Source organism: Halotolerantifilum yawarlongkerapense (assembly GCF_054506745.1).
Genome location: NZ_CP199719.1, coordinates 1509712 through 1532098 on the forward strand (window position 1 = coordinate 1509712; position 22387 = coordinate 1532098).

Below are 22387 nucleotides of genomic sequence, written 5' to 3' on the forward strand. Positions count from 1 at the left end.
CCGATCCGTTTTGACACTTTTAAAAAAAGAACCCAGGTATGCCGGGTTCTAGAGCTTGATATCAATATGCGCGCCTTTGGTCGGTGTCACGCTTTGTTCCATGCCCTTGACGAGGCTATCGATGGCCTGCTGGTCTTGGTTCATGGCTTTCTGCATGTTGGCGACACCAATGGCTTGTCTCAGACTGTAGATGTTCTGAGCAATGCCTTCGGATATTCTCATGGTATCGAACCATCCTTTCTGTTCGTCTTCCCATTATACCCGACAACTGGCGATCAAATCAAGTCAAAGAGCCATGGCCTCTTTCCAGGTATCCTTGAGTTCTGTGACCAGACCGATGACCTCTTCCAAGATCTCGTGATCCTTGTCGAGGTTGGCGTCCATCAGACGGCTGAGCATGTACTCGTAGAGGCTATCCAGATTTTCGGAAAGCGCGATGTCCATGTTGAGCGTGGCACGGAGCTCCACGATAATGTCCTCGGCCCGCTGGATGCTGTTGTTCACCTTGTCGAGCTTCTTGTCGCCTAAGAAGATCTGGGCTTGCTTTAAAAACTTGATGGCGCCTTCGTAGAGCATGAGCGTCAGCTCTTCGGGTTTGGCTCCCATGACCCGCTGTTCTAAGTAGGGATCGGCCTTACCCTGACCGTTCTGCTGCTTGCCACCCACGGGTTTGGCCGCGGGTGCGGGACGCTTCAGGTTGATGGGCTTCTGCGGCCGCTGGTAGTTATAGGGGTTTAGCATCGCCATAGGGGTCTCTCCTTTATTGTGATCATTTCTTCTCATCGAATCGGTAACCGCTGGCGTTGGAGATATAAGGGTTGTACTGCTTCACCTTACCGCTCTTGGCCCTCAGGTCGCCGCGCTTTTTCTTCTGTTCATCTGCTTTATCGGCGAATTCTCCCTTGACCTTTAGGAGTGCCTTGCGATTGTCTTTGTCGATTGTTTGGATTTTCTTGATCAGTTGCATGTAGTCTTCGAAGGCCGCGCTGTGCCGCTCGGCATCCGTCAGATTGCGCAGGTTATCGAAGAGCTGGATCAGGTGCTCTTTCTGATCGAGCGTGGTCTCCAGGAGGTGAACATCCTTCTCCTGTATGGCGGTCTTGATCAGTTTGGTTGCCTTTAGCATGTCATTGAGAATCGTCATCCGTTTCTCTAGACTCACGGTCTTACATGCCTCCTAACTGGCTCTGTAGCCACTGCCCCTGACTGTCCATCTCGGCGAGCGCACTTTCCATGCGCGCGAACATCTGGTAGTAGTACTCTTCACGGCTGTTGAGGTAGTCCAGCATATCGGAAATCCGGTCGTCGAAGCCGCCGATACGGGTCTGGATGGTATTCTGCAGATCGGAGAGCTCGCCCTCGAAACCGGCCTTTTCGATGAGAACCCCACGCTTGCCGTTGGCGTCGCGCGTATTGCGGACATTGTCCTGAACGAGATCGTAGAGGCGGTTGGAGAAGCCGGACTCATTGTACCGCTGCGAGCGGTTGGCCGTGTCTTCGTAACCGATCTCGCTGGTCTTGGTGAAGAGGTCAACAACCTTGTCGAAATTATTCTGTAGGGCCGACTCGAGCTTGGCTTCGTCGACCACCAGTTTACCGTTGTCTTTGTAGTTGGTGCTCGTGGTAATCCCGATATCCCTCAGGGTGATATCGACGCCTTCCACGGGTTCGTAGACAAGGCGGCGGAGGTTGTTGGCGAAGGTCTGCAGCTCATTCGAACCGCGCAGAATCCCACTCTTGGCCTTTTCGTTCCAGAGCTCGATATCGTCCTCGCTCATGGATTCTCTCTGTTCGTCCGTTAAAGGTTTAAAATCATAATTGCGCTTTTCATTCAGGCTTTCGTTGACGGTTTTGATGATTTCATTGAATTTCTCCACGAAACCACCGATATTTTCCTTTAGCTCTTCCGTGTTGCGGGAGAGCGAGATATCGATAGGCCCATCAGCGACATCATGGGTGCTGTTCAGCGTATAGGTCAGTCCGTCGATTGTAAAGTTGTTGGAGCTTCTCGAGGTGGTGACACCGTCGAGGGTGAACTGGGCGTCCGTTGCCGCCTCGTATCCATCATCTAGGTTATACCCGTCATTTGGAGTGTCGACTGCAGATGTATTGATCTTGAGATTGTCATTAAGAAACGTATTGCTGCCACCAAAACCGATTTTGTTGATTGCACCGGTATCATTAGCAGTTAATTCAAATTTCCCTGATAGGGAAGAGTAACTGATGGTCACCCCGGCATCGGAGTTGTTGATCTTGTCCATCATTTCTTTCACGGTGTCGGTGCTCTCGATGCCAAAATCCGTGACACCATTAATCTCCACCGCCACAGGTCCAGCTGCGATGCCAAAAGCACTTTCCAACGTTTCTGAAGTCTTTACAAAACTGGCATCTCCGGTTTCAAAACCTAGATTTCCTAAGATATTAGCATCAGAGCTGAATACTTGCATCTGGTGTCCGCTCTCTGGAGAGGAGAACTTGAGACTCGTACCTTCGAAAGATGCTGTGATTTTGTCACTTCCGAAAGCAGCGTCTAGTTTGTCTTGCAAGTCTAACAAAAGAGCGCCTTCGTCTGCGTAAACTGCTGCATCTGCTCCATTGTCCAGTTGTATTGCCTTGGTCACGCCATCAAAACTAAAGCTGAAGGTATCGTTACCGGCGTTGATGCTATCATTGATCGCAGAGAGATCGATCGCATCGCCATCAATGGTGCTTTTCACAGGACTAATGCTGGCATATTTGTCTGCAGTTGCAAGCTGGCTGATTTCGCTGATGGTATGCGTCAGGTCTGTAGCCGTCGCACTACCCGTTACGCTCACGGCACTAGTTTCAGCTCCACCGGCCATTACGCTGGAGGAGAAATTAGCAAACATGCTGGGGCTCCTGAAATTGGTCGCAGGGGTCAGGATATCCATGTAGGTATCGCGGAACTCCCGGAGCATCTTGGAGATGTCCTGGTAAGATTCTTTCTCCCACTCGGCCAGTTTCTTCTGTTGTTCGAGAGCGTCCATCTTGAGGCTCTCGGCTTTCATCAGGTCCTTGATCATGGTTTCTGTATCCATGCCGGACATAATCCCGGTTATTCTCATCGTATCACTCATGATTTATCACCACTTTTTCTATTGGTTCCAAGGTTTACGCCTTCTCGTCTACAAAGAGCCCGGCCAGTTCCCACATCTTGGCGATCATATCCTGGATCTTCTTTGGGGGAAACTCACGAATCACTTCATCCGTCTTGATGTCCTTGATCTGGTACATCACGGTGTGTGTTTTCTCGTGTACGGTCCGTTCGATACGTCGATCGTAGGTTTCGAGGGACTTGTTAGCCTGTTCGATGCTCTTGTTCAGCATATCATCTGTGATGACCATCTCGGCTTCGCGCTGTTCCTCGCGGTGGATCTTATCGACGGTCTCGGAGACGGTTCTCTCCACTGGTTTCGCCTCAGCACCTTGGGATACACCCGGCATTTGTGCGTGATCAAACCCACTTTTTAAACTTCCGATATCCATATCGTCACGACCTCCATCCTTGGTAGGGTTTTTCCGTTACTGTTATTATCGGCACACCGGGGGTAATCTTAAGGTCTCAAGGGTCGTTCGGATAAATATTTCGAAAAATTGCAGAAGAAAAGACGTCCGGGGTTTTACTCCGCGGACGCTTCTTCGTCTCTCCATGCTTCGAGCTTTTCCATCACGGCATCATAGGTCTGTTGGGAGATCTCGGGAAGCTCTCCTCCGAGGGCTTCTTTAGCGGCCTCAAATCCTTCTTCAATGGCGCCCACGAGCTTATCGAATTTGCTCTTATCGCCACCGGAAATGGCCTTGGCGAATTCCACGATCCGGTCGCTGACAGCTGCCACACCGAATTCTCCGTCTTCCGAGATGGCTTCCTGGGCGGCCATACGGGTTTCTTCGTCGACTTTGACGACTTCGCCGGCGTCGACATCACGGAAATTCATACCCTGGCGCTCGAGGAGCTCGCGCACCATGTCCCGCAGGCCTTGGAAACGGGCTTCTGATTCTGCTTTCAAACGTTCAATGGTACTCACGTCCGGCTTGCTATAGTTACCGGCATCCACGGGCTTGTTCCCAGGGCTATACTGGTCCTGGATCCCCAGCTCACGTGTCTTGATATCCTGTGATTTGTCACTTCTATTGGCAGTGTCTGGATTCAGGTTGGGGTTCTTGGTATAAGGGTTCTGATTGATCTTCATAGGTTACACCTCCATCATATTATGTTTACCCAATTAGGCCAGTGTATACACATCGGGCAAGTTCCTCTCCAATACTCGAATTTCGCGGCTCAGGCGGCTCATTTCAGACTGGAGACGCTGTAGCTCCTCTTCGTCCACGCTACCCAGGGCTGCCTTAGCGATGGCCCGCATATGAAAAAGCTTGGTCTCGATTTCCTCGAGCCGAACAATCCGTTCTTTGACTTTCGCTAGTAATGACTCCAGTTCTTCTCTAGACTGTTCCATGATCACCTCCAGGGGTCAAAAATGCACAAAAAGAACACAGTACACGACCGGTGTTCTTTTCTCTATAAAGAATATTCTATCGATTGCTAGGTTGAGACTGCATCCATGCGGTCGTACGCATCATCCTTGATGCGAATGACATCAACATTATCGGCGACCGCACGATGAACTTTAATGGTTTTTCGTATCCACGCAAAAAAAGCGTCAACGCCCAAATTATTTCAATACGCGACTTTTTACAACGAGAGATCGATGTTGCTTCCCACTGAGGGATTGACACTCTGTTCCATCATCCGGGTCAAATCGGTCATCTGACCTTCCGCGGTGTCCATGGCGATTTTCACAACGCCGATACTGACTTCCTGGGCGATTTTCATTTGGCTCAGTCCCATGGAAAGTGCTGCAATATCCATTCAGATCACATCCAATCATTCTCTAGTAACCTAAGGTAGAGTTTTTCAATCTCAGGAAAGCACTTTGTCGTGACGTCTTCCTCTATCTTATCGATTGAAGCCTCCAAAAAAAAACATCTTTTAATTTCTGTCGGCAACCATTCCCTTACAAGCATGATGATTTCCAATCAAGTTGATCTGATCAGTACGCCTGATCAAACCACTTCCATTATATCATAGCTTATTCATTTCTTCCTCATTGGGGACAGGTTCTTTTTGTGAAGAAATATTTCCGGGCAATCGCTGAATCCATTGAATTCTAAGCCCTCTAGCAACCGAGCGAAATAGTTCTTTCACAGAAAGGGACAGACCCCGTGATCGAAAGGGACAGACCCCGTGATCTCAATGTTAACCCTTCAAACACATCATTCATTTTTCCAACTTCACTAAGATAGATACTACCCGTTTCAATGGATCGAACACTATTATAGTTAAAAGGCATGTAACGATACAGTTTCACTGAATTCGACTTTTTTAACTTCTGGATTAGACCCTTTGAAAACTCCATAAGATCCATATCAGACAAACCTTTATTACCATTTTCTTCTATTCTGTGAACAAGTTCTTTTCTAAAATCTACGGTAAGTGTCAAAATAATCATCCTCCATTACAAATCTCCACAATATGTAAAAAAAGAGCCAGGAGAAAAATCCCCTGGACTCCTTAATGGCTTCAATTTGCGTCCAATTATCTGAGTAACTGGAGAACGCCTTGAGGTGCTTGGTTTGCTTGCGGACCATCACATACCTTTCAGTATATGCCAGACTATATCTTCAACCGGGTTAGTTGGTCAGGAGGTTCGAGTACTTTTCCTAATCGTTGATTGCTGACCTCTTACCCCTTTTCGGTTGTTGGGCACTTCGGACCACCTCTGATCCTACGGATTTCATCATCATAATCTATGGTAACGTCACCACAATGACCTTAGATGGTCTATCCTAGTCGTTGAACCTTCTCCAACCTTTCGGTACAGGAGCTTGGCTGCTGATTATCCAATCTCAGGCTATTTTCAAACCGTCACGTTTGCCGTTTCCAGCTGCGTTGTGATTAGCTGAGCTTAAGGAAGTTCCAGCAATTCACCCAATTATCATTTAGAGATTACTCTCTAATGGACCCTGAACAACTTTACTCTTAACGTAAGAGTTGTAATACTCCCTGGGGAGCGTTGTTCGCTTGAGCCAACATAGCTTGTGCAGCTTGCTGAAGAATATTGTTCTTAGTGAACTCCATCATTTCTTTCGCCATATCTACGTCTCTAATTCTAGATTCAGAAGATTGGAGGTTCTCAGCAGATGTATCAAGATTTTTGATTGAGTGCTCAAGACGATTCTGGAATGAACCAAGTTTTGATCTCTCAGCAGAAACCATCTTAATAGCATCATCAAAAACTGTAATCGCTGCATCTGCTTCAGCTTGTGTAAGAACTCCACCTGTTGTAGCAGTATCTACATTAGCTACCTTAAGTGAGTTAACACTTGTTAACGTATTTCCAATAGCGCCAACTGTAAGCTTCAAACTAACTGCTGCACTTACGGTTCCACCGCCGTCAGCCGTTGTAATAACTTCTGCAGTTTTATTTACAAGAGAAATTTTATTTCCTTCAACAACTTTGGCTTCAATCAAATTCTTATACTCTGCATTACCTTGAATCTGATTATTAATTGCATTTGCAACTTCATCAACAGTTCCATAGTCTTGTGATGTTACACTAGTTTTATAGACACGTTCTAAGCGATTTAAAACAGCTGCGGTAGAGTGGCATCTCCTAATTTGAATAGATGATCGCGTATCGATATACTTGAATGAGTTAGGAGATGATAGAAATGGCAAACAACCGAAAGCACTATGATGATGATTTTAAAAAGATGATAGTCGACCTATACAAAAGTGGACGATCTGCAGATGAGTTAGCCAATGAGTTCGGCATCTATCGCGGAGCAGTCTATCGGTGGAAGAAAGAGTTTGAAGTCGTTCATCAAGATAATGGGCAAGCCTTAACAAATCGCGATATGACTGAGATGAAGAGAAAAATGGCTAAAATGGAAAAAGAAAATGCCATCCTCAAAGATGCTTTAAGAATCATGTCAAAAAAGTAACGACCGGGCAGCTCCATCAGACCGCGCACGAAGTTGTAAAGCTTCACAGTAGCTCAGTATCAATGACGTGCGACCTGCTCGGTATTAAGCGGTCAACGTTTTATGAAAAGGAATCGAGAACCCCAAGCCAGCGAGATCGAGAGAACCAGGAGCTGCGGGAGCAGATTCTACGGATTTGGATGAACAGCAAAAAACGATACGGAGCACCCAAGATCAGAATGCGCCTCAATGAAAAGCGTGCGAAGAAAGAGCAAGGAGCCGTTGGCATCAACCGTGTACAACGCTTGATGAGAGAACTGGGTATTCATTCGATTACTAAGAAAAAGTATAAGCACCACGCTTCAAAAGCGAATCACGACCCTCTTCTAAAAGATTTGATTGGTAGAGATTTTAGGGCTTCGACGCCTTTTGAAAAATTAGTCAGTGATATTACATATATTCATACCGCGAGACACGGGTGGTGCTACCTCGCTGTGATCATGGATGTATACTCAAAGGCTGTCATCGGTTGGTCATTCTCAAAGAAAATGGACGCTCGGTTAACGAGTGATGCTCTCAAGAAAGTGATTAAAAAGGGACTGTTTCACCGAGGTACGATTCTACACTCAGATCGGGGTAGTCAGTACACCGCTCACGCCTATAGAGCTTTAGCTAAAAAATATGGCTTTCAGCAATCTTTCTCAGCTGTGGGCTGTCCATACGATAACGCGTCCATAGAGTCTTTTAACGCTGTTCTGAAAAAGGAACTCGTGCACCATGAGAAGTATGATACGTACCAGCAGGCTCATATTAGCCTCTTCCAATATATTGAAGCATTCTACAACAACCAACGGATCCATGGGTCCATTAATTACCGAACACCCAATGAAATGTTGAAGAGTCACTAGTAGCAAACTTTTGGGTAGAATAGTGCAAGCTAGGTTTATGCCGCGAAAGCCCCTTCGGTAAGGGTGGATCCCCTCTGGTATGCTTTCAAGGTTTGATAGGGCTACCGATTGATAGACTCAGGTGTCCAGAGGGGATAGGGCCCCTGCCGAAGTGGAACGTGGAATAAATAATTCAGGAGAGAATCCATCCTTAACAGCGATTTGCTTAAAACTTGTCCAAAAACTTGACTTAGATCCATTGATCTAATGTAACGTCCATAGTTGCAGTTGGTGTTCCGGCAGTACCATCTAGTGTCAAAGTACTATCTAATGCACCAGAAAAATCTGTGACAATTGATGCTGATGATGTTTGACCAGTTCCTGATGCACTTCCAAGAGCAGTCGTCTGCATATCAGCAATGGTAAGATCCATAGACTGTCCTTCATTAGCCCCAATGTGAATCTTAGTTGCACTGAAAGAACCATCAAGCAATTCTTTAGTGTTAAACTCAGTATCAGTTGAGATTCTATCTACTTCATCAACCAGTTGGTTAATCTCCTTTTGAATCTCTCTTCTGTCGTCAATCGTCATTGTATCATTCGAAGACTGAACGCCTAATTCTCTCATTCTTTGAAGAATGGCATGTGATTCATTTAAAGCACCCTCTGCTGTCTGAATGAGTGAAATACCATCTTGAGCATTTCTCGATGCTTGATTTAAACCACGAATCTGACCTCTCATTTTTTCAGAGATAGAAAGACCAGCAGCATCATCACCAGCACGGTTAATTCGGAAACCTGAAGAAAGTTTTTCGATGGACTTGGCACCAGCATTTTGGTTGAGACCCAATTGTCTATGGGTGTTCATTGCCATTAAGTTATTGTTAATTCTCATTTGTTCATTCCTCCTTGAATGATTGTGTGTTTTCGGCATCCTTGCCGTTTATGGTTGTTGTCGTCTCACGCGTGCATCGGCCGCTGCATGCATAAAGCCGTCAACTACTTAGAATATCGGTGGGTGGTGGGAGAACTTTAGTCTTTTTTGAAAATTTTCTCGAGATTTTTGAAAGCATCTTTCTTTGCCTTCGCCTCTTTGTTCTCCTCCTGGATCTTTTCAAAGATCTCTTTCCTGTGGATCTCGATTTCCTTTGGAGCCGTGATCCCCAGCTTAACCTTGCCATCCTCCGATTTAATGACCGTGATTTCGATCTTGCCGTCGATGATGAGGCTTTCTTCTTCTTTTCTCGTTAAGATCAGCATCGGATCACCTACGCCTTCTGGTTGAACAGCTTGTGCTTGTAAGGATAGTCTTCCACCAAGATCACCTGCTTGGCTTTCTTGCTTTCCTTGTTCACGATGATCGGCGCCTTGAGATTGATCGTCGTTTCCTCGCTCTTTTCTGGAATTGTCGTGAGGGAAAGGACGATCACATCCTCCGGCTGGTCAATCTCAAGCTTTTTCACCAAGGTGTCCGAGATCTCAAAATCATAGTCCTCCAGGAACAGATAGGGGGAGGTCACGATGAAATAGAGTTCCTCGTCCTCCACACTCTGCAGGAAGTCAAAGGGGAGCTCTTCCTCCGGATTCGTGATCAGTAGATATTTCTTCAGCTCATCGAACCCATAGATTCCTTCCACAAAGGTCAGCACCTCTTCTTCTTGATACTCAAAATCTCCAAATAACTCTGTCTTCACGATCATCTGAACGCCACCTTTTCTCTAGACTTCTTCATCATAAACCACATCGATCTGCAGTGAGTTGCGCTGTCTGAGGTATAGGTCCACCTTCCCCCGCTCGTAGTCATGCTGGGGTCGACTCTGCACCGTCTTGTTCTGAACCGTCCCACGCCTGAGGTTGATCCGCACTTCTCCGGGGATCACATCGATCTGGGGGCGTGTCCGCGGCATGGTCACCATGCCGAATTCTTTCGAGAACTGACCGAAGGCATTGTCATCGGCCTGTTCCGCCACCACATCCACATTCTTGTTCTGGATGTTGGCCATCTCATCACCCTGGCTGGAATAGCGGGCCATGGCCGCCATATACTGCTGGTAACCCATCTGGGCATTCTCCCGGATCAGTTGAAAAACCGACTTGAGTCCCGACTCCGCAAAGGACTGGGACTGATCAATGGTCACTTTCGCATGGGTCGTCTCCATCTCCAGTTGGGGCTTCTCCGTTTGGATATCCAGCACCTGTTGTTCTGTCTGAATGGACTGACGGCCCGGGGTCGTCTCTATGCCAATCAGGGCCTGTTGGGACTGCATCGTGATACGCATCGACGACTCACCTCACTCTACTACCGTAGGAAATCCATCAAGGTCGGCTGGATGATCCGCGCACCAGCGGACAGCGACGCTCTGTAGACATTCTCCGCATTCTTCAGATACATAATGGCTTCTGCCATATCCACATCCTCTGCATCGGATAAGAGACTCGTGATATTCACCTGGGTCTCGTTGATCCGCTCCGTGATCAGCTCCAGACGGTTGGTCCGTGCCCCCACGTCGCCCCAAATGGCCATCAGGTTGTCCATCTGCACATCCAGCTTACCGAGGAAATTCTGGATCCCGGCATCATCTCCGGTGTTGAGCGCCGTGATCATATCATCGAAATCCGTCAAGAGTTCCGACTCATAGGCTTTGATCGGCTGAACGGATAACCGCGGCGTCTTGCCTTCGATCGTCCCTAGTGTCGTGAAGGTCATCGGATTCGCATTGGATCCACCCACCGTGATGACACCGGTACCGAAGGCTGTATCCACTGATGCTTGCATGGCAGTTACATAACCCGCCACATCGTTCGATGGGAGCGCCTGCATATCCACCATAATCTCCCGCTGCTCACCGTTTAGGTTAATCAGGATTTTCTCCACACCGGCGCCCTCGGCGACGGCCGTGGAGATATCCGTATCTAAAAGGTTCTCCATCCCGGCGATCAGGGCCTCCGTGGTATCTGCGCCTTCCACTAACTCAGTAGCTGTCGGTACGGGTGTTGAGGTAAAGGTAATATCGCCCGCGAGATTACCATAGGTCCTCGACTTGATCACCAATTGATCCATCTCGTTAAAATACACATCCGCCACTTGGTTTAGTGAATCTGTACCGTTTTTCGCCGACCGTAAGGCCGAGACGATTTCCGTCTTCAGCTCTTGTTTCAAATCGGGCGTGATATTGGCTTCTGTTGTCCCCTTCAGCTCAGCGAGCAGTGCCGCATCCACTTGATAAGGCGTCCCATCAAAAGTCACCGTCACCGGGTTTGCCGAGTAATCCTCTGTCAGATCCAGCTGGACCTTGAGGGCTTCTTTCGTAGCAGGTACTCCCGCTACGGCCTCCGTGGGTACCGTTGTGGCCGTGATCGTATCCAGCGGCAGGTGGCCAAAGATATTGATCCCATTCGTGCTCACGTCCAGGCTCTCTCCGCGTCCCAGTTCAAAAACCGTCTTATTGGCGCTGGTCACCTGGGCCTGGGTCACATCGATGTTATAGGTACCATCCTCATTGAACAGCTTCCTGTCCGTCTGGTATCCGGAGAAAAGAAATTTCCCCGCGTGGGTGGCATTGGCATTCGCGATTAACTCTTGTTTTAATTGGGAAAGTTCTTGAGCGATTTTTTGACGATCCTCTGTCGCCAGCGCACCATTGGCCCCCTGGACCGTCAGTTCTCTCGCTCTCTGGAGCACATCATTAACGCTTTTAATGGCGCCTTCCGTAGACTGGATCCAGCTCAGGGCATCGTTGGCGTTGGATGCGTACTGCTCCAGCTCGTTTCTTTCCGTCGTATAGCGGAGCACCTTGGAGACCTCCACCGGTCCCTCGTGGGGCTTGGTCACGGACTTCCCCGTGGCCAGCTGCTCCTGGTAGCGCTCCATCAAATTCAGGTTGCTGTTGACGTTGCGCATCATGTTCATGATCATCATATTATTGGTCACGCGCATCTTATCTACCTACCGTTCCCAGTCGATTCACCAGTAAATCCAGCATCTCGTCCACCACATTGACCATGCGGGCGTTGGCGTTGTAAGCATGCTGGTAGCGTACCATATTGGACATCTCCTCATCGAGGGACACCCCCGACACCGATTCCCTGCGGTACTGGGCCGCTTCGATCAGCACCTCTTGGTTCTCTCTGACCCGTACGGCCTCCTGGGTATCCACACCCAGGTTGGACACGAGGGACTTGATGAAGTCATCGGCGCTCCCCCACTGGAAGAGCGAGTTGTCGTGACGCACATTGGCCAGCTTCAAGGCATTGGACCCATCGCCCGGAGCACCGTCCTGGCTGCTCGCTGCCGCTATCAGGTTCAGATTCTCAAAATCCGGATTCACCGTGATATCGCTGGCGCGGAGCTTATCCACCATATAGTAACTGCCACCGATGTACTGGACGGACTTAAAGGCGTACTGGGGGTTGTTGTCCACCAGTTTCTCCATATTCTCGTGGATCTTCTCCCGAAGCTCCGGGTCCTCCAGACCCGCTGTGCCCTGGAGCACGGAATCCGTCACATCTAGGGCCGGACCGTTGTCAAAGCCCTTGGTCAAGAGGTGGTTCTCGAACTCCTGTGAGTTCATCCCCTTGATGGTGAAGAAATACTCATTGGTTTCACCCTGCAGACCAAAGCCATTGTAGTGGACCTGGTTCATATCCCGCATGAGCGCATCGGTAAACTCGTTGATCTTGTCCACGTAGTAGGGAATGCCTTTTGAATCTCCCGCGATGTTATCGCGCATATTCATGATGCCCCTAATCTTTCCGCTGGTGGCGTCAAAGGGCACACCGCTCGCCCACTGGATGTCCACGAGAAAGTTCGGGTCATCGTAATTCTTCACATCGTCCCGTTCTTTGATCTCCAAGGTATCGTGCCGCGTGTGCGCCACGATGGCATTTCCGTTCAGGAGCACATTGAAGCGACCCTTGGCATCCTCATAGTAGTCGATGTCCACGAGTGCACTCATCTTGTCCACCAGCACGTTCCGCTGGTCGCGGATATCGTTGGCCTTGCCGCCGCTAACCTCCGTGGAGTAGATGATCTCATTGAGCTTGGCGATCTGCGACGCATAGCCGTTGAGCTCTGTCACTGCACTCTCGAACTCGAAGTTCATGTCCCGCTGGAGCCGCTTGAGTCCCTCGCTGATGTTGTTCAAACCAGCGGTCAGCGCGATCCCGCGCTGACGTACCAGAGTCCTGGTCGTCAGGTTCTCTGGGTTTTTGGACAGTTCCTGGGTGGCCGCGAAAAACTGGTCCATGATCTCGCGCATCCCGGAATCCGATGGCTCGTTGATCACCGACTCGATGATCTTGAGCACCTCTTCCCGCGACTCCCACTCCGCCATCTTGGAATTCTCCTGACGGTACTTGTAATCCAAAAACTCATCCCGGATCTGCTTGACGCTACCGAAGGTCACACCCATACCCAGGGTGCCGTAACCAGCGGGTAAGCTGTCCGGTTTCTCCGCGAACATATCCAGGCGCTGTCTAGAGTACCCCTCTGTGTTGGCGTTGGCGATATTGTGACTGGTCACCTGCAGGGCCCGCTGGTTGGCGGTGAGTCCCGAGTAAGCGGTTCCGAGTCCTAAAAAAGAAGAAGCCATTTCACATCACACTTTCGCATCGAAAAGACTTCTGACGTCGTCTTCCCGATCTTCCGCCAGGTCCTTGCGGTAGGTGGCGGCATCCGGGGTCTTGAAGCTCTTCATCATATTCATGTTAAAGTCGATAAACTCAAGCGATTGCTGGATCAACTGTCCGTTCAGATCGTTGTGGCTCTTGAGCTCTCCAAGAAGACCCATGAGCTCCTTGCGCAGGCCCTCGGCCCGGTGCTGTTCCTGAGGGGCCAGGTACAACATCAACTCCGACAGATCCTTCACCTCGCCGATGCCCTTCTCCCGAAGGAGCGCATCAATGATCTTCTGGCGGATGTCCTCCAGCTTCAGAAGCGAGAGCGACAATCCCTGCTCCTTCACCGTCAAATGCTCCAGGGTCTTGATCTCGTTGTCTATGATTACCTGGCGTTTCTTCTTCGCAATGTCCAGCACCTCGTGATAGATCTCGAGCTGCTTTTCCATGGCCATGATCAGTTTGGTCGAAAGTTGACTCATCACGATCGTCTCCTTCTACTAGTGGTCCTATCTAATAAAAACGGACACCACGTCGGGATGTCCGCTAGCTCACACGCATCACCTTTCCCTTTGGGTAAGGGAAAATCGGCAGGTCCTTTACTCGTCGCTCGACAGCTCGCCCAGGATCTTCGCGGCAATGTCTTCCGCCGGCGGTCGGTAGGTGCCCTCTTTGATCTGTGTCTTCAGGGCCTCTACCTTGTCCTGGCGTACATCGGGAATCTCCTTGATCCCCTGCATGGCCACCTGGTAAGCGCGGGCCTCCTTCGAGATCTCAATCTTGTCCGACGGCAGTGCCGCCTTGGTCTCTTCGGTCTTGTGCATGTTCTTCTGGTAGCTCTTCACGAGCTTATTCACCATTATGCTGTTTTGAATCTTCATAACGAAACACCCCCAGTTCCTAGCCGATTTTCTATCCATAATATCGGCAGTCCCCGGGGGATGTTAAATGTTTTTCGTTAATTTTTCCTGATGTGCATCTGGTCTCGCTTCTTGACCTCGGCTTTCTTGGGCTCCTCTTTCTTCTTGCCCGCAGAAGACAGTTCGTTCCTCAGCTCGCGCGTGCAATCCGGGCAGAAACGGCCCGTGTCGATCTTGACCCCGCACCGTTCGCAGGAAAGAAGCGTGTGGTCTCCCTTCAAGATCAATCGGCCCTCGCGGATGAACTGAAGGATCAACTCCTCCGCCACATCCGTTCCCTCGGCCGCATCCTTGATCGTGGCTTCCGGATGATCGTAAACAAAGTTCCTGACGATCTTGAACTCCTCCTCGGTACCCACCTTGCACCGCGAGCAGTAGTCCTCGTCGAGGTAAGGAGAAAAGAGTCGGTTGCATTTCTTACAGTGTTTGAGATTGGCCATAGCTGATCACTCCTTTATGTTTACTCGTCATCCTGCATCTGCACGGCAAGGGTCATGGTGATCACCCTTTCGGCCCCGCATCGTTTCAGCACATTGGCACAGGCATTGAGTGTCGTGCCCGTGGTCATCACATCGTCCACCAGGAGGACGCGCTCTCCGGTCAGGTCACCATCGTAGCTAAAGGCCCCTGTGAGCGCCGCCGCTCGCCCCGATCCATCGAGTTGTTCCAGGGGTGGTGTACGCCCCACGCGTCGCAGGTGGGTGTCCACCGGCACGCCCAGGGCATCGGCCACGGGTCTGGCCAGGGCCTGCGTCTGGTTGAAACCACGCCGGATGAACCGCGTCCAGTGCATGGGCACCGGGATCACCCGGTCCACCCGCTTGCGCTCCTCACTATACCACCGATCGATCATCAGCTCGGAAAAGGGGCGCCACAAATGGGGCCGCCCCCCGTATTTATAGGTGCGTATCAATTGTTTTCCCAATTCTTCGTAGGTAAAACAGGCGATGTTGCCCTCAAAGTGATAGGACATCAGCATGCACTCCGAACACAGGGCCCCTTTTTCCACGGGTCGCCCGCACCGCGTGCAGACCGGGCCCTCGATCAGCGGCAAGGAACCCGAACAGTCGTGACAGAGATAAGCCTTCGAACGCGTGGGCAGCTCCTTACCGCAAGCATAGCACGACGCATTCTCCGATAGCAAATAGCGTAAAAGATCAACAGACAATGCAGTTTCCTCCCTCTTCCTTGGCCACGTACATCTTCTCATCGGCATGTTCCACCAGGTGGATCAAATTATCCTTCTCCTCGGGATAGCGTGAGATCCCCACGCTCACGGTGATCACTTCCCCCGCTTCCCGGAGCACCGGGATCCGGTCCTTGATCTCGCGGATCGCCACTTGGATGCGTTCCGTTACCATCTTGACCCGCTCATCATCCAGTCCTTCGAAGAGGAGGGCAAACTCCTCGCCCCCGTAGCGGAAGCCGTGATCCTGGGACCGGATGGTCCGCTTGATCGCCCTTCCGATCTCCTTGAGCACCTCATCGCCCAGCACATGACCAAACCGGTCGTTAAAAGACTTGAACTTATCAATATCCATGATCACCAGGTGGAGGTTCCCCTCCTGGTCTTTGGTCTCCTTGATTTTATGCGCCATGATCTCGTAGAAAGTCCGCTGGTTGTAGAGTCCCGTCAGCGCGTCGGTCTTGGCCGAGATCTCCATGTTCCGGTAGAGGTGGTTGTTGTAGAGGACCATGGACACGCGTTTTGCGATCACATCGAGGAAGCGATCGTCGCGTTTTTTGAAAAAGTGCTGTCTCTTCGATGCCGTGATCAGGACGCCGAACTTAAAGCCCTGGTAAATCAGCGGCACCACGGCGATGGCCGACAGCCCGAAGCTATGCTGCAATTTTTGCTGAACGAAATCGTCCGACGCGATATCGTTCGCAAAGACCTTGACCTCGTTCTCATAGACCCATCCGGCGAGCGAGCTCTTGAGTCCGTAGTAGGTCTCCTCCGTCAGGTCCCTACCGTACTTTGCCACCACTTCGAGGGCGTCCTCCCCATCGGTGAGGAGCAATATGTATGCCTGTTCGATGCCCAGCGCATCGGAAATCACCTTGACCATCCGGCTCAGGATCTCCTCGGTGCTGGGGAAGCTATCGATGATATTCGAAATCTTATAGAGGGTCCGTACCTCAGAAAGCGTTTCGTCGTGCTTTTCGATCAGCCTTCTCAAATTACCGTGGATTCCATTCAGCATCACCGCACCCAGTAAAATCAAGAAATAGGTAGTCAGGATTTCAAAATGACCACATTGTAAGACATGGATACCTGTGATCGTCGCCGCGCTTAAGGCGAGGGCCATTCCCTCGCGCCGCGAATAATAGAATCCCGCCAGGATGATCAGTAAGAAATGGAAGTAGGCCACGGTATTGTTCTCGAAATGGCTGAGCAGATACAGTAACTGGGTCCCCACCAAGAGGTTCACACCGTAGAAGAGGTAACGCCACCATTCTTTCGGTTTCTCGGGATAACGGAAGAAAAAGTGCAGATCGAAGAGCACCAAAAAGAGCAGCATTGTGCCGACGATCGGCGTGGCACGCTGCAGTTGGTCCGCGTTCATCGCCATGATCCCCCCTAGAATGAGGGTCATGAGGGCCATGAAGTAGAATTTGATCTGTCGGTACTCTTTCACGTGGATCACCCTTTTTTTCAGGAGAAAACCTTCCGTGGCCGCACTTATCCGAAGTAAATTTTTCTGAGCCGCCCAAAACGCTCGAGCACACCCGAGCGGCGATCGTTCTGGTCCGTCGTGTCGATCATCTGCTGGAGGTAGCGCCGACTGCCCACCAGGACCACCAGCTCTTTGGCCCGCGTCACCGCCGTGTACAGGATATTTCGGTTCATCAGCATGGGTGGACCGCCGGTGAGGGGCATGATCACCACGGGGAACTCGTTCCCCTGGCTCTTGTGCACCGTGACGCAGTAGGCGTGCATGAGCTCGTCGAGTTGGTTCATCCCGTAGTGCACGCGCCGGTCGTCATCGAAAAAGACCCGCACCGTGCTGGCCTCCTTGTCGAAGGCCTCGATGATCCCGATATCGCCGTTGAAGACGCCCTTGCCTTCTTCGCCATCCGGGGTCACCCAGTCGATTTCATAATTGTTCTTAATCTGCATCACCTTGTCGCCGACCCGGTAGGTGTTCCCTGCGTAGGCCTTCTCGTCCTTGCCCGGCGCCGCGGGGTTCAGCAGGTTCTGACAGAGGAGATTCAGGCTGTTGACCCCCACCTTGTACTTCTTCATGGGGCTGAGCAGCTGGATGTCGTAGAAGGGATCCACATCGTAGTAGTCCTTGAGCCGGTAGCTCACCAGATCACCGATGGTCGAGAGCACTTTCTCCGGTGTCGGTGCATCGATGAAGAAAAAGTCTTTTCCCTTCTCGTTGAGGATCGGCAGGTCCCCCTCCCGGATCCTCCGGGCATTGAAGGGGATCATGCTCTCCTCCTGCTGGCGATAGATCTTCTCGAGGCGGAAGACCGGCAGGATCTCGCTCTGGATGATATCCTCGAGCACCTTACCCGGTCCCACGCTGGGTAGCTGGTGGTGGTCGCCCACCAGGACCAGCCGCGTGCCCGGTGCCAGGGCCGTGAGGAGGTGGTGGGCCAGGATCACATCCACCATGCTGACCTCATCGATGATCACCACGTCGGCACCAAGGGGGTTGGCCTCGTTCCTGCCGAAGGACAGCATCTCCTCTTCTTCGGAGAACTGATATTCCAAGAGGCGGTGGATGGTCTTGGCCTCGAGACCCGTGGTCTCGAACATCCGCTTGGCGGCGCGCCCTGTGGGAGCCGCCAGGGCCACGCGCTGGTCCAGGGCGTGGAAGACGGAGATCAGTCCCTTGATGATGGTCGTCTTTCCCGTACCCGGTCCACCGGTGATCACCACGACGCCGCTCTGGTAGGCGCCCGCGATGGCCTCCCGCTGTTCTTCCCCCAGGGAAATATCCTCTTCCTTCTCGTAATGGCCGATCAGGTCCTCGATGGTCTCCAGGTAGTCAAGCTCCGTGGCCCCCTGCTTCAAGCGGAGCAGGTTGGCGCAAAAGGTCGTCTCGGCATGAAAGAGGGCCGGCAGGTAGAAACGCTCGCCATCCAGGTTCACGCGACCGTCGATGGCCATGTCCATGAGCTCCGTTTGGATCTGTTCGGCGCTCACACCGATGAGAAAGCGCGTGCGCTCCACCAGCGACGCTTTCTCCGAGTAGGTGTGCCCGGCGCTCACGTCCTCCGCCAACACGTGGAGGAGGGCCGCTTGGCACCGGTAGGGGGCGTCGCGCTCGATGCCCATCTTCTGGGCGATCTGGTCGGCCAGCTTGAAGCCGATCCCACGTACTTCCTCGGCGAGGAGGTAGGGGTTCTCCCGGATCATCTCCAGGGCCTCTTGGCCGAAGCGCCGATAGATCTTCATGGCCACCCCGGTGGAGAGGTCGTACTGCTGCAGGCCCATGAGCACGGTCTGCAGAGCCCGGTTCTCCGAGTAGCTGGCCACGATCTTGGCCAGCTTCTTCTTGCCGATCCCGTGGATCTCGAGCAGGCGCTCCGGGTGCTCATCGAGCACGGCAAAGACGTCGTCTCCAAAGGCATCCACGATCTGGCCCGCTAACGTTTCCCCCACGCCGTCGATCAGACCGCTCGACAGATAGCGGATCACCTGACGACGCTCCGTGGGCAGCACCTCTTCACAGGTGGTCACCTTGAACTGCTCGCCGTACTTGGGGTGGCGTGTGAACTCCCCCTGCAGGGCGAAGTCCAGTCCCTGCTCCAGGGTCGGCATGATGCCGTTGGCCGTGACGAAGCCATCCTCCGTCTCGATAATGGCCACGGTGTAGCCGTTTTCGTCATTTTTATAGATAATATCTTCCACAGTGCCCCGAAGGGTGATCATAAACGTTCCCACTTTCCAAAGATTCCTACACATTCCCCCTTAGTATATCAAAAAAGATCCCCGCTGGACTAGCCAGAGGAGACCTTTTGTGTAGATTTTCCACTTTTTTCTATAAGAAAGTTGCCATCGACAGCCAACCGTCCTGTTCGAGATAGGAAGATGCTTTTCACCGCGTGTTACAAAGCAGTTTGGGCCTGCTGCGCTTCCACCGTTGACGGGGCACATCCACTTGCCGTATCATGAGGTCAAATGAGAAGAGCCAGACCGAGAGGGGGAGTTAGCATGAAAGAGTTACCGTGGATGTTAAATTACGTCGATTCCATGATGGTCGTTGATAAGAACCTGCAGGTGCTCTATACCGTTCGGATCAACGGGTGGTCCGAATCCGAGCCCATCGTCAATGATTACAGCGCCTATTCGAATATGTACTACTTCGATGTCTACCCGCAGTTGGACCCACAGGAAAGTACCATGAAGACCTGTTTGAAAACGGGCAAGGTCATCTACCAGAAGAACCAGACCTTCAAAGATTTTCGCGGTCGCATCTATCACACGAACAACATTACCTTTCCCATCATCCGTTTCGGTGAAATCGTCGGGGCCATCGAGCTTTCCCAGGATCGCACCTCCCTCGACGACCTCCAACGGTCGTCGGAGCGGACGAAGCCTAGGGACCCATCGCGGACCAACCTGCACGCCTACGATCACCACATTACTTTCGATGACATCATCACGCAGAACAGCGAGCTCCTCGACACGATCGAGCGCGCCAAGCTTTATGCCAAACTGGACAGCCCGGTCCTTCTCTACGGAGAAACCGGCACGGGTAAAGAACTCTTCGCCAGCGCTATGGTCAACCACAACCCCGATCGCAAGGGGCCCTTTATCACCCACAACTGCGCGGCCACACCCGAGAACCTATTCGAGTCCATTCTCTTCGGTTCGACCAAAGGAGCCTTCACCGGTGCGGAAGACAAGAAGGGCCTCTTTGAACTGGCCGATGGCGGCACACTCTTTCTCGACGAGCTCAACTCCATGCCCATCCACCTGCAACCTAAGCTCCTGAGGATCCTACAGGACGGCATGGTCCGACCGCTGGGTAGTACCAAGGAGACACAACTGGAGGTCAAGGTCATCGTGGCCATGAACAAGAATCCGCTCGAACTGATGAGAGAAGGAAAACTCCGCGAAGATCTTTTCTATCGGCTCAGTAGCAACACCCTCTACCTACCTCCTCTTCGCGAGCGCAAGGAAGACATCTACGTCTACGTCGAACACTTCCTCAAGCAGGCCAGGCAGCGTGGAGCCGGGGCCCAGCGCCTGTCCCCAGCACTGATGGATCTCTTTCTCCACTATTCCTGGCATGGCAACGTACGGGAACTCAAACACGTGGTCGAGGCAATGACCACCATCACTTCCGATCGCATCCTACAGACCAAGCACTTACCCGCCTATTTCAAAGAAGCGGTCAACAGCCTTCAAAACCAGGAATCCTCACAAGATCTGGAATCCTATACCAAACGCCCGATTCAAATGTCCCTCAGAAAACACCTGGAGAAGGTAGAGCGGGAGATGATCCTGCGTGCCCTGACGCACTCCCGAGGAAATATCGTCAAGGCGGCCGAGATCCTAGAGTTACCGCGCCAGACCCTCACATACAGAATGAACAAGCTGGATATTACCCCCTAGACCCCGTCTCGGTGACAGTTTTTCGCCATTTCAGGATCGTTAGTGACGAAAAGCCGTCACATCTTTCGGAAAACGTTTTTCATATGCTCATTTATTGGCATTTTGTAATGGTTCAAACTGCACACTTCGCTCAAAGTTAGTGATTGCAACCCTTCTAACCTTTTCAGAATATTGGCACAGCCTTTGCACTATCCTAGGGTAGATCATTCTCAACAGACAGAGAAGATCACATGGAACTTACCGGATTGTACAAGCAAAGGACTGAAAAGGGAGGAAGTACAGTATGAAAGTAGCCATCTTAGGATCGGGCAACGGAGCCTGTGCAGCGGCGGCAGACTGGTCACTGGCAGGGCATGAGGTGAGTCTCTTTGATTTTGAGGCTTTTCCAGCACAAATCGACAAACTCAACCGGGACAAGGGCATCCGAGTAGAAGGTGAACTGGAGGGGTTTGCCCCCATTCTCTATGCGGGCCACGATATCGCCGAAGCCATCCGCGACGCCGCGTTGATCCTGGCCATCGGGCCCTCTTTTAGCACAGAGCCCTTTGCCGAGACCATCAAAGAAGTCATCGAGCCGAATCAGGTCTATATCGTCTGCCCCGGTTCCTTCGGAGGCGCCCTGATCACGAAAAAAATCTTCGGCGATCACCCCAAAGCCTCACAAGTCTTGATCGGGGAAACATCGACGCTCCCCTATGCCTCTCGGATTCTACCTTCGGGCGGCGTCAAGATTTTCCTAAAACTCAGGGGCGGTCTCTACCTCTCCACCATTCCCAGTGGCGACCTCGACAAAGCGCTCAAACTCTTCCAAGCGGTCTATCCCCATACGGAAGGCGCAAAGAATGTCTTTCAGACCATGCTCCAGAACTCGAACCCCGTCCTCCATCCCTCGATCACACTGATGAATGCCGCTCTGATCGAACGGACCAACGGCGACTTCCTTTTCTACGAGGAGGGCATTACACCGGGTGTGGCCAATCTCATGGCTGCCGTCGATCGCGAGCGCCTGATGATTGCAGAAAAGCTCGGCGTCACGATTCTACCGGACAACGAGCTCGGCGTACTCCAGGGCTATATGGAAGAAGCCACCTACCACGAAGGCTACACCAAAGCTCCGGGCTTCCAGGGGATCAAGGCGCAATCCGCCCTCGACCACCGCTATCTCAATGAAGATGTCGGCTACGGTCTGGTCTTCATGTCCCACATGGCCGACCAACTGGGGATAAAAACCCCGCTGATCGACTCCGTGATCGCTGTAGCCTCTGCTGTCCGACAGAAAGACTACCGATTCGAGGCCGTGCGTACCATGGCCACCATCGGGATCACGGTCAACGAGGTCTTGGATGAAAAATTTGAAGCTCTCTACCAGAAAGAGGTGAACTAAT

The 22387-nt window shown here is 51.5% G+C and carries 24 protein-coding genes and 1 pseudogene; 4 read left to right on the plus strand and 21 right to left on the minus strand.

Translation table 11 applies throughout. The annotated features are described in order from the left end of the window. Positions 1 to 48 precede the first annotated feature (48 nt). From ACULM0_RS07310 to ACULM0_RS07350, 9 genes are all read right to left on the minus strand, one after another. The gene (locus tag ACULM0_RS07310; RefSeq protein ID WP_463679768.1) at positions 49 to 222 is read right to left on the minus strand and encodes a YjfB family protein; all 174 of its coding nucleotides are present in this window, start codon (positions 220 to 222) and stop codon (positions 49 to 51) included. A gap of 63 nt (positions 223 to 285) precedes the next feature. Further along, complete coding sequence (gene fliS / locus ACULM0_RS07315) at positions 286 to 747, minus strand: flagellar export chaperone FliS (RefSeq protein WP_463679769.1); 462 nt, start codon at positions 745 to 747, stop codon at positions 286 to 288. A 22-nt stretch (positions 748 to 769) separates the two neighbouring features. After that, positions 770 to 1162 (minus strand): hypothetical protein, encoded by a 393-nt coding sequence (locus ACULM0_RS07320; RefSeq protein WP_463679770.1) that lies wholly within the window; start codon positions 1160 to 1162, stop codon positions 770 to 772. A gap of 4 nt (positions 1163 to 1166) precedes the next feature. Further along, positions 1167 to 3098 (minus strand): flagellar filament capping protein FliD, encoded by a 1932-nt coding sequence (fliD, locus tag ACULM0_RS07325; RefSeq protein ID WP_463679771.1) that lies wholly within the window; start codon positions 3096 to 3098, stop codon positions 1167 to 1169. Between the two features lie 34 nt (positions 3099 to 3132). After that, positions 3133 to 3507, minus strand: a complete 375-nt coding sequence (locus ACULM0_RS07330; RefSeq protein WP_463679772.1) for a flagellar protein FlaG — start codon at positions 3505 to 3507, stop codon at positions 3133 to 3135. Positions 3508 to 3641: 134 nt separating this feature from the next. Continuing rightward, complete coding sequence (locus tag ACULM0_RS07335; protein ID WP_463679773.1) at positions 3642 to 4211, minus strand: hypothetical protein; 570 nt, start codon at positions 4209 to 4211, stop codon at positions 3642 to 3644. 33 nt (positions 4212 to 4244) lie between these two features. Next, entirely contained in the window at positions 4245 to 4475 is a 231-nt protein-coding gene (locus tag ACULM0_RS07340) for a hypothetical protein (protein ID WP_463679774.1), read from the minus strand. A gap of 236 nt (positions 4476 to 4711) precedes the next feature. Continuing rightward, the gene (locus tag ACULM0_RS07345) at positions 4712 to 4888 is read right to left on the minus strand and encodes a YjfB family protein (RefSeq protein ID WP_463679775.1); all 177 of its coding nucleotides are present in this window, start codon (positions 4886 to 4888) and stop codon (positions 4712 to 4714) included. A 1170-nt stretch (positions 4889 to 6058) separates the two neighbouring features. After that, a complete protein-coding gene (locus ACULM0_RS07350) occupies positions 6059 to 6757 on the minus strand; it encodes a flagellin (protein WP_463679776.1) in 699 nt (232 codons plus the stop codon). Between ACULM0_RS07350 and ACULM0_RS07355 the strand changes: the two genes are divergently transcribed. Further along, complete coding sequence (locus ACULM0_RS07355; RefSeq protein ID WP_463677602.1) at positions 6751 to 7023, plus strand: transposase; 273 nt, start codon at positions 6751 to 6753, stop codon at positions 7021 to 7023. The two genes, ACULM0_RS07350 and ACULM0_RS07355, sit on opposite strands and share 7 nt — an antisense overlap. Before the next feature lie 26 nt (positions 7024 to 7049). Beyond that, positions 7050 to 7910, plus strand: a pseudogene (locus ACULM0_RS07360) (IS3 family transposase); the annotation flags it as partial. Between the two features lie 229 nt (positions 7911 to 8139). Here the strand turns inward: ACULM0_RS07360 and ACULM0_RS07365 are convergent. The 12 genes from ACULM0_RS07365 to recD2 form a co-directional block, all read right to left on the minus strand. Beyond that, positions 8140 to 8784, minus strand: a complete 645-nt coding sequence (locus ACULM0_RS07365; RefSeq protein ID WP_463679777.1) for a flagellin N-terminal helical domain-containing protein — start codon at positions 8782 to 8784, stop codon at positions 8140 to 8142. 137 nt (positions 8785 to 8921) lie between these two features. Further along, the gene (gene csrA / locus ACULM0_RS07370; protein ID WP_463679778.1) at positions 8922 to 9149 is read right to left on the minus strand and encodes a carbon storage regulator CsrA; all 228 of its coding nucleotides are present in this window, start codon (positions 9147 to 9149) and stop codon (positions 8922 to 8924) included. An 8-nt stretch (positions 9150 to 9157) separates the two neighbouring features. Continuing rightward, positions 9158 to 9589, minus strand: a complete 432-nt coding sequence (fliW, locus tag ACULM0_RS07375; RefSeq protein ID WP_463679779.1) for a flagellar assembly protein FliW — start codon at positions 9587 to 9589, stop codon at positions 9158 to 9160. Positions 9590 to 9607: 18 nt separating this feature from the next. Next, positions 9608 to 10168, minus strand: a complete 561-nt coding sequence (locus ACULM0_RS07380) for a DUF6470 family protein (RefSeq protein ID WP_463679780.1) — start codon at positions 10166 to 10168, stop codon at positions 9608 to 9610. 20 nt (positions 10169 to 10188) lie between these two features. Next, positions 10189 to 11826 (minus strand): flagellar hook-associated protein FlgL, encoded by a 1638-nt coding sequence (gene flgL / locus ACULM0_RS07385; protein ID WP_463679781.1) that lies wholly within the window; start codon positions 11824 to 11826, stop codon positions 10189 to 10191. A gap of 1 nt (position 11827) precedes the next feature. Further along, positions 11828 to 13480: a flagellar hook-associated protein FlgK gene (gene flgK / locus ACULM0_RS07390; RefSeq protein ID WP_463679782.1), complete on the minus strand. Its 1653-nt coding sequence runs from the start codon at positions 13478 to 13480 to the stop codon at positions 11828 to 11830. A gap of 6 nt (positions 13481 to 13486) precedes the next feature. Further along, positions 13487 to 13987 (minus strand): flagellar protein FlgN, encoded by a 501-nt coding sequence (locus ACULM0_RS07395; protein WP_463679783.1) that lies wholly within the window; start codon positions 13985 to 13987, stop codon positions 13487 to 13489. 117 nt (positions 13988 to 14104) lie between these two features. Further along, positions 14105 to 14386, minus strand: a complete 282-nt coding sequence (gene flgM, locus ACULM0_RS07400) for a flagellar biosynthesis anti-sigma factor FlgM (RefSeq protein ID WP_463679784.1) — start codon at positions 14384 to 14386, stop codon at positions 14105 to 14107. Between the two features lie 77 nt (positions 14387 to 14463). Continuing rightward, positions 14464 to 14865 (minus strand): MerR family transcriptional regulator, encoded by a 402-nt coding sequence (locus ACULM0_RS07405; RefSeq protein WP_463679785.1) that lies wholly within the window; start codon positions 14863 to 14865, stop codon positions 14464 to 14466. Between the two features lie 20 nt (positions 14866 to 14885). After that, a complete protein-coding gene (locus ACULM0_RS07410; RefSeq protein WP_463679786.1) occupies positions 14886 to 15593 on the minus strand; it encodes a double zinc ribbon domain-containing protein in 708 nt (235 codons plus the stop codon). Beyond that, positions 15583 to 17064: a GGDEF domain-containing protein gene (locus ACULM0_RS07415; protein ID WP_463679787.1), complete on the minus strand. Its 1482-nt coding sequence runs from the start codon at positions 17062 to 17064 to the stop codon at positions 15583 to 15585. The genes ACULM0_RS07410 and ACULM0_RS07415 overlap by 11 nt, the downstream gene beginning before the upstream one ends. A gap of 44 nt (positions 17065 to 17108) precedes the next feature. Then, on the minus strand, positions 17109 to 19313 hold the full coding sequence (gene recD2 / locus ACULM0_RS07420; protein WP_463679788.1) for an SF1B family DNA helicase RecD2: 2205 nt from the start codon (positions 19311 to 19313) through the stop codon (positions 17109 to 17111). 282 nt (positions 19314 to 19595) lie between these two features. Here recD2 and ACULM0_RS07425 point away from each other — a divergent pair, with 282 nt between their 5' ends. Next, the gene (locus ACULM0_RS07425; protein WP_463679789.1) at positions 19596 to 21002 is read left to right on the plus strand and encodes a sigma-54 interaction domain-containing protein; all 1407 of its coding nucleotides are present in this window, start codon (positions 19596 to 19598) and stop codon (positions 21000 to 21002) included. 283 nt (positions 21003 to 21285) lie between these two features. Beyond that, positions 21286 to 22386, plus strand: coding sequence for an NAD/NADP octopine/nopaline dehydrogenase family protein (locus tag ACULM0_RS07430; protein WP_463679790.1), 1101 nt, complete (start codon positions 21286 to 21288; stop codon positions 22384 to 22386). Position 22387: the final 1 nt, after the last annotated feature.

Bases quoted from the DNA above. Each gene is read 5' to 3' on its own strand.
- ACULM0_RS07310 (WP_463679768.1), bottom strand. From the start codon at position 222: ATGAGAATATCCGAAGGCATTGCTCAGAACATCTACAGTCTGAGACAA.
- fliS (WP_463679769.1), bottom strand. From the start codon at position 747: ATGGCGATGCTAAACCCCTATAACTACCAGCGGCCGCAGAAGCCCATC.
- fliD (WP_463679771.1), bottom strand. From the start codon at position 3,098: ATGAGTGATACGATGAGAATAACCGGGATTATGTCCGGCATGGATACA.
- ACULM0_RS07330 (WP_463679772.1), bottom strand. From the start codon at position 3,507: ATGGATATCGGAAGTTTAAAAAGTGGGTTTGATCACGCACAAATGCCG.
- ACULM0_RS07335 (WP_463679773.1), bottom strand. From the start codon at position 4,211: ATGAAGATCAATCAGAACCCTTATACCAAGAACCCCAACCTGAATCCA.
- ACULM0_RS07340 (WP_463679774.1), bottom strand. From the start codon at position 4,475: ATGGAACAGTCTAGAGAAGAACTGGAGTCATTACTAGCGAAAGTCAAA.
- ACULM0_RS07345 (WP_463679775.1), bottom strand. From the start codon at position 4,888: ATGGATATTGCAGCACTTTCCATGGGACTGAGCCAAATGAAAATCGCC.
- ACULM0_RS07355 (WP_463677602.1), top strand. From the start codon at position 6,751: ATGGCAAACAACCGAAAGCACTATGATGATGATTTTAAAAAGATGATA.
- ACULM0_RS07365 (WP_463679777.1), bottom strand. From the start codon at position 8,784: ATGAGAATTAACAATAACTTAATGGCAATGAACACCCATAGACAATTG.
- csrA (WP_463679778.1), bottom strand. From the start codon at position 9,149: ATGCTGATCTTAACGAGAAAAGAAGAAGAAAGCCTCATCATCGACGGC.
- fliW (WP_463679779.1), bottom strand. From the start codon at position 9,589: ATGATCGTGAAGACAGAGTTATTTGGAGATTTTGAGTATCAAGAAGAA.
- ACULM0_RS07380 (WP_463679780.1), bottom strand. From the start codon at position 10,168: ATGCGTATCACGATGCAGTCCCAACAGGCCCTGATTGGCATAGAGACG.
- flgL (WP_463679781.1), bottom strand. From the start codon at position 11,826: ATGCGCGTGACCAATAATATGATGATCATGAACATGATGCGCAACGTC.
- flgK (WP_463679782.1), bottom strand. From the start codon at position 13,480: ATGGCTTCTTCTTTTTTAGGACTCGGAACCGCTTACTCGGGACTCACC.
- ACULM0_RS07395 (WP_463679783.1), bottom strand. From the start codon at position 13,987: ATGAGTCAACTTTCGACCAAACTGATCATGGCCATGGAAAAGCAGCTC.
- flgM (WP_463679784.1), bottom strand. From the start codon at position 14,386: ATGAAGATTCAAAACAGCATAATGGTGAATAAGCTCGTGAAGAGCTAC.
- ACULM0_RS07405 (WP_463679785.1), bottom strand. From the start codon at position 14,865: ATGGCCAATCTCAAACACTGTAAGAAATGCAACCGACTCTTTTCTCCT.
- recD2 (WP_463679788.1), bottom strand. From the start codon at position 19,313: ATGATCACCCTTCGGGGCACTGTGGAAGATATTATCTATAAAAATGAC.
- ACULM0_RS07425 (WP_463679789.1), top strand. From the start codon at position 19,596: ATGAAAGAGTTACCGTGGATGTTAAATTACGTCGATTCCATGATGGTC.
- ACULM0_RS07430 (WP_463679790.1), top strand. From the start codon at position 21,286: ATGAAAGTAGCCATCTTAGGATCGGGCAACGGAGCCTGTGCAGCGGCG.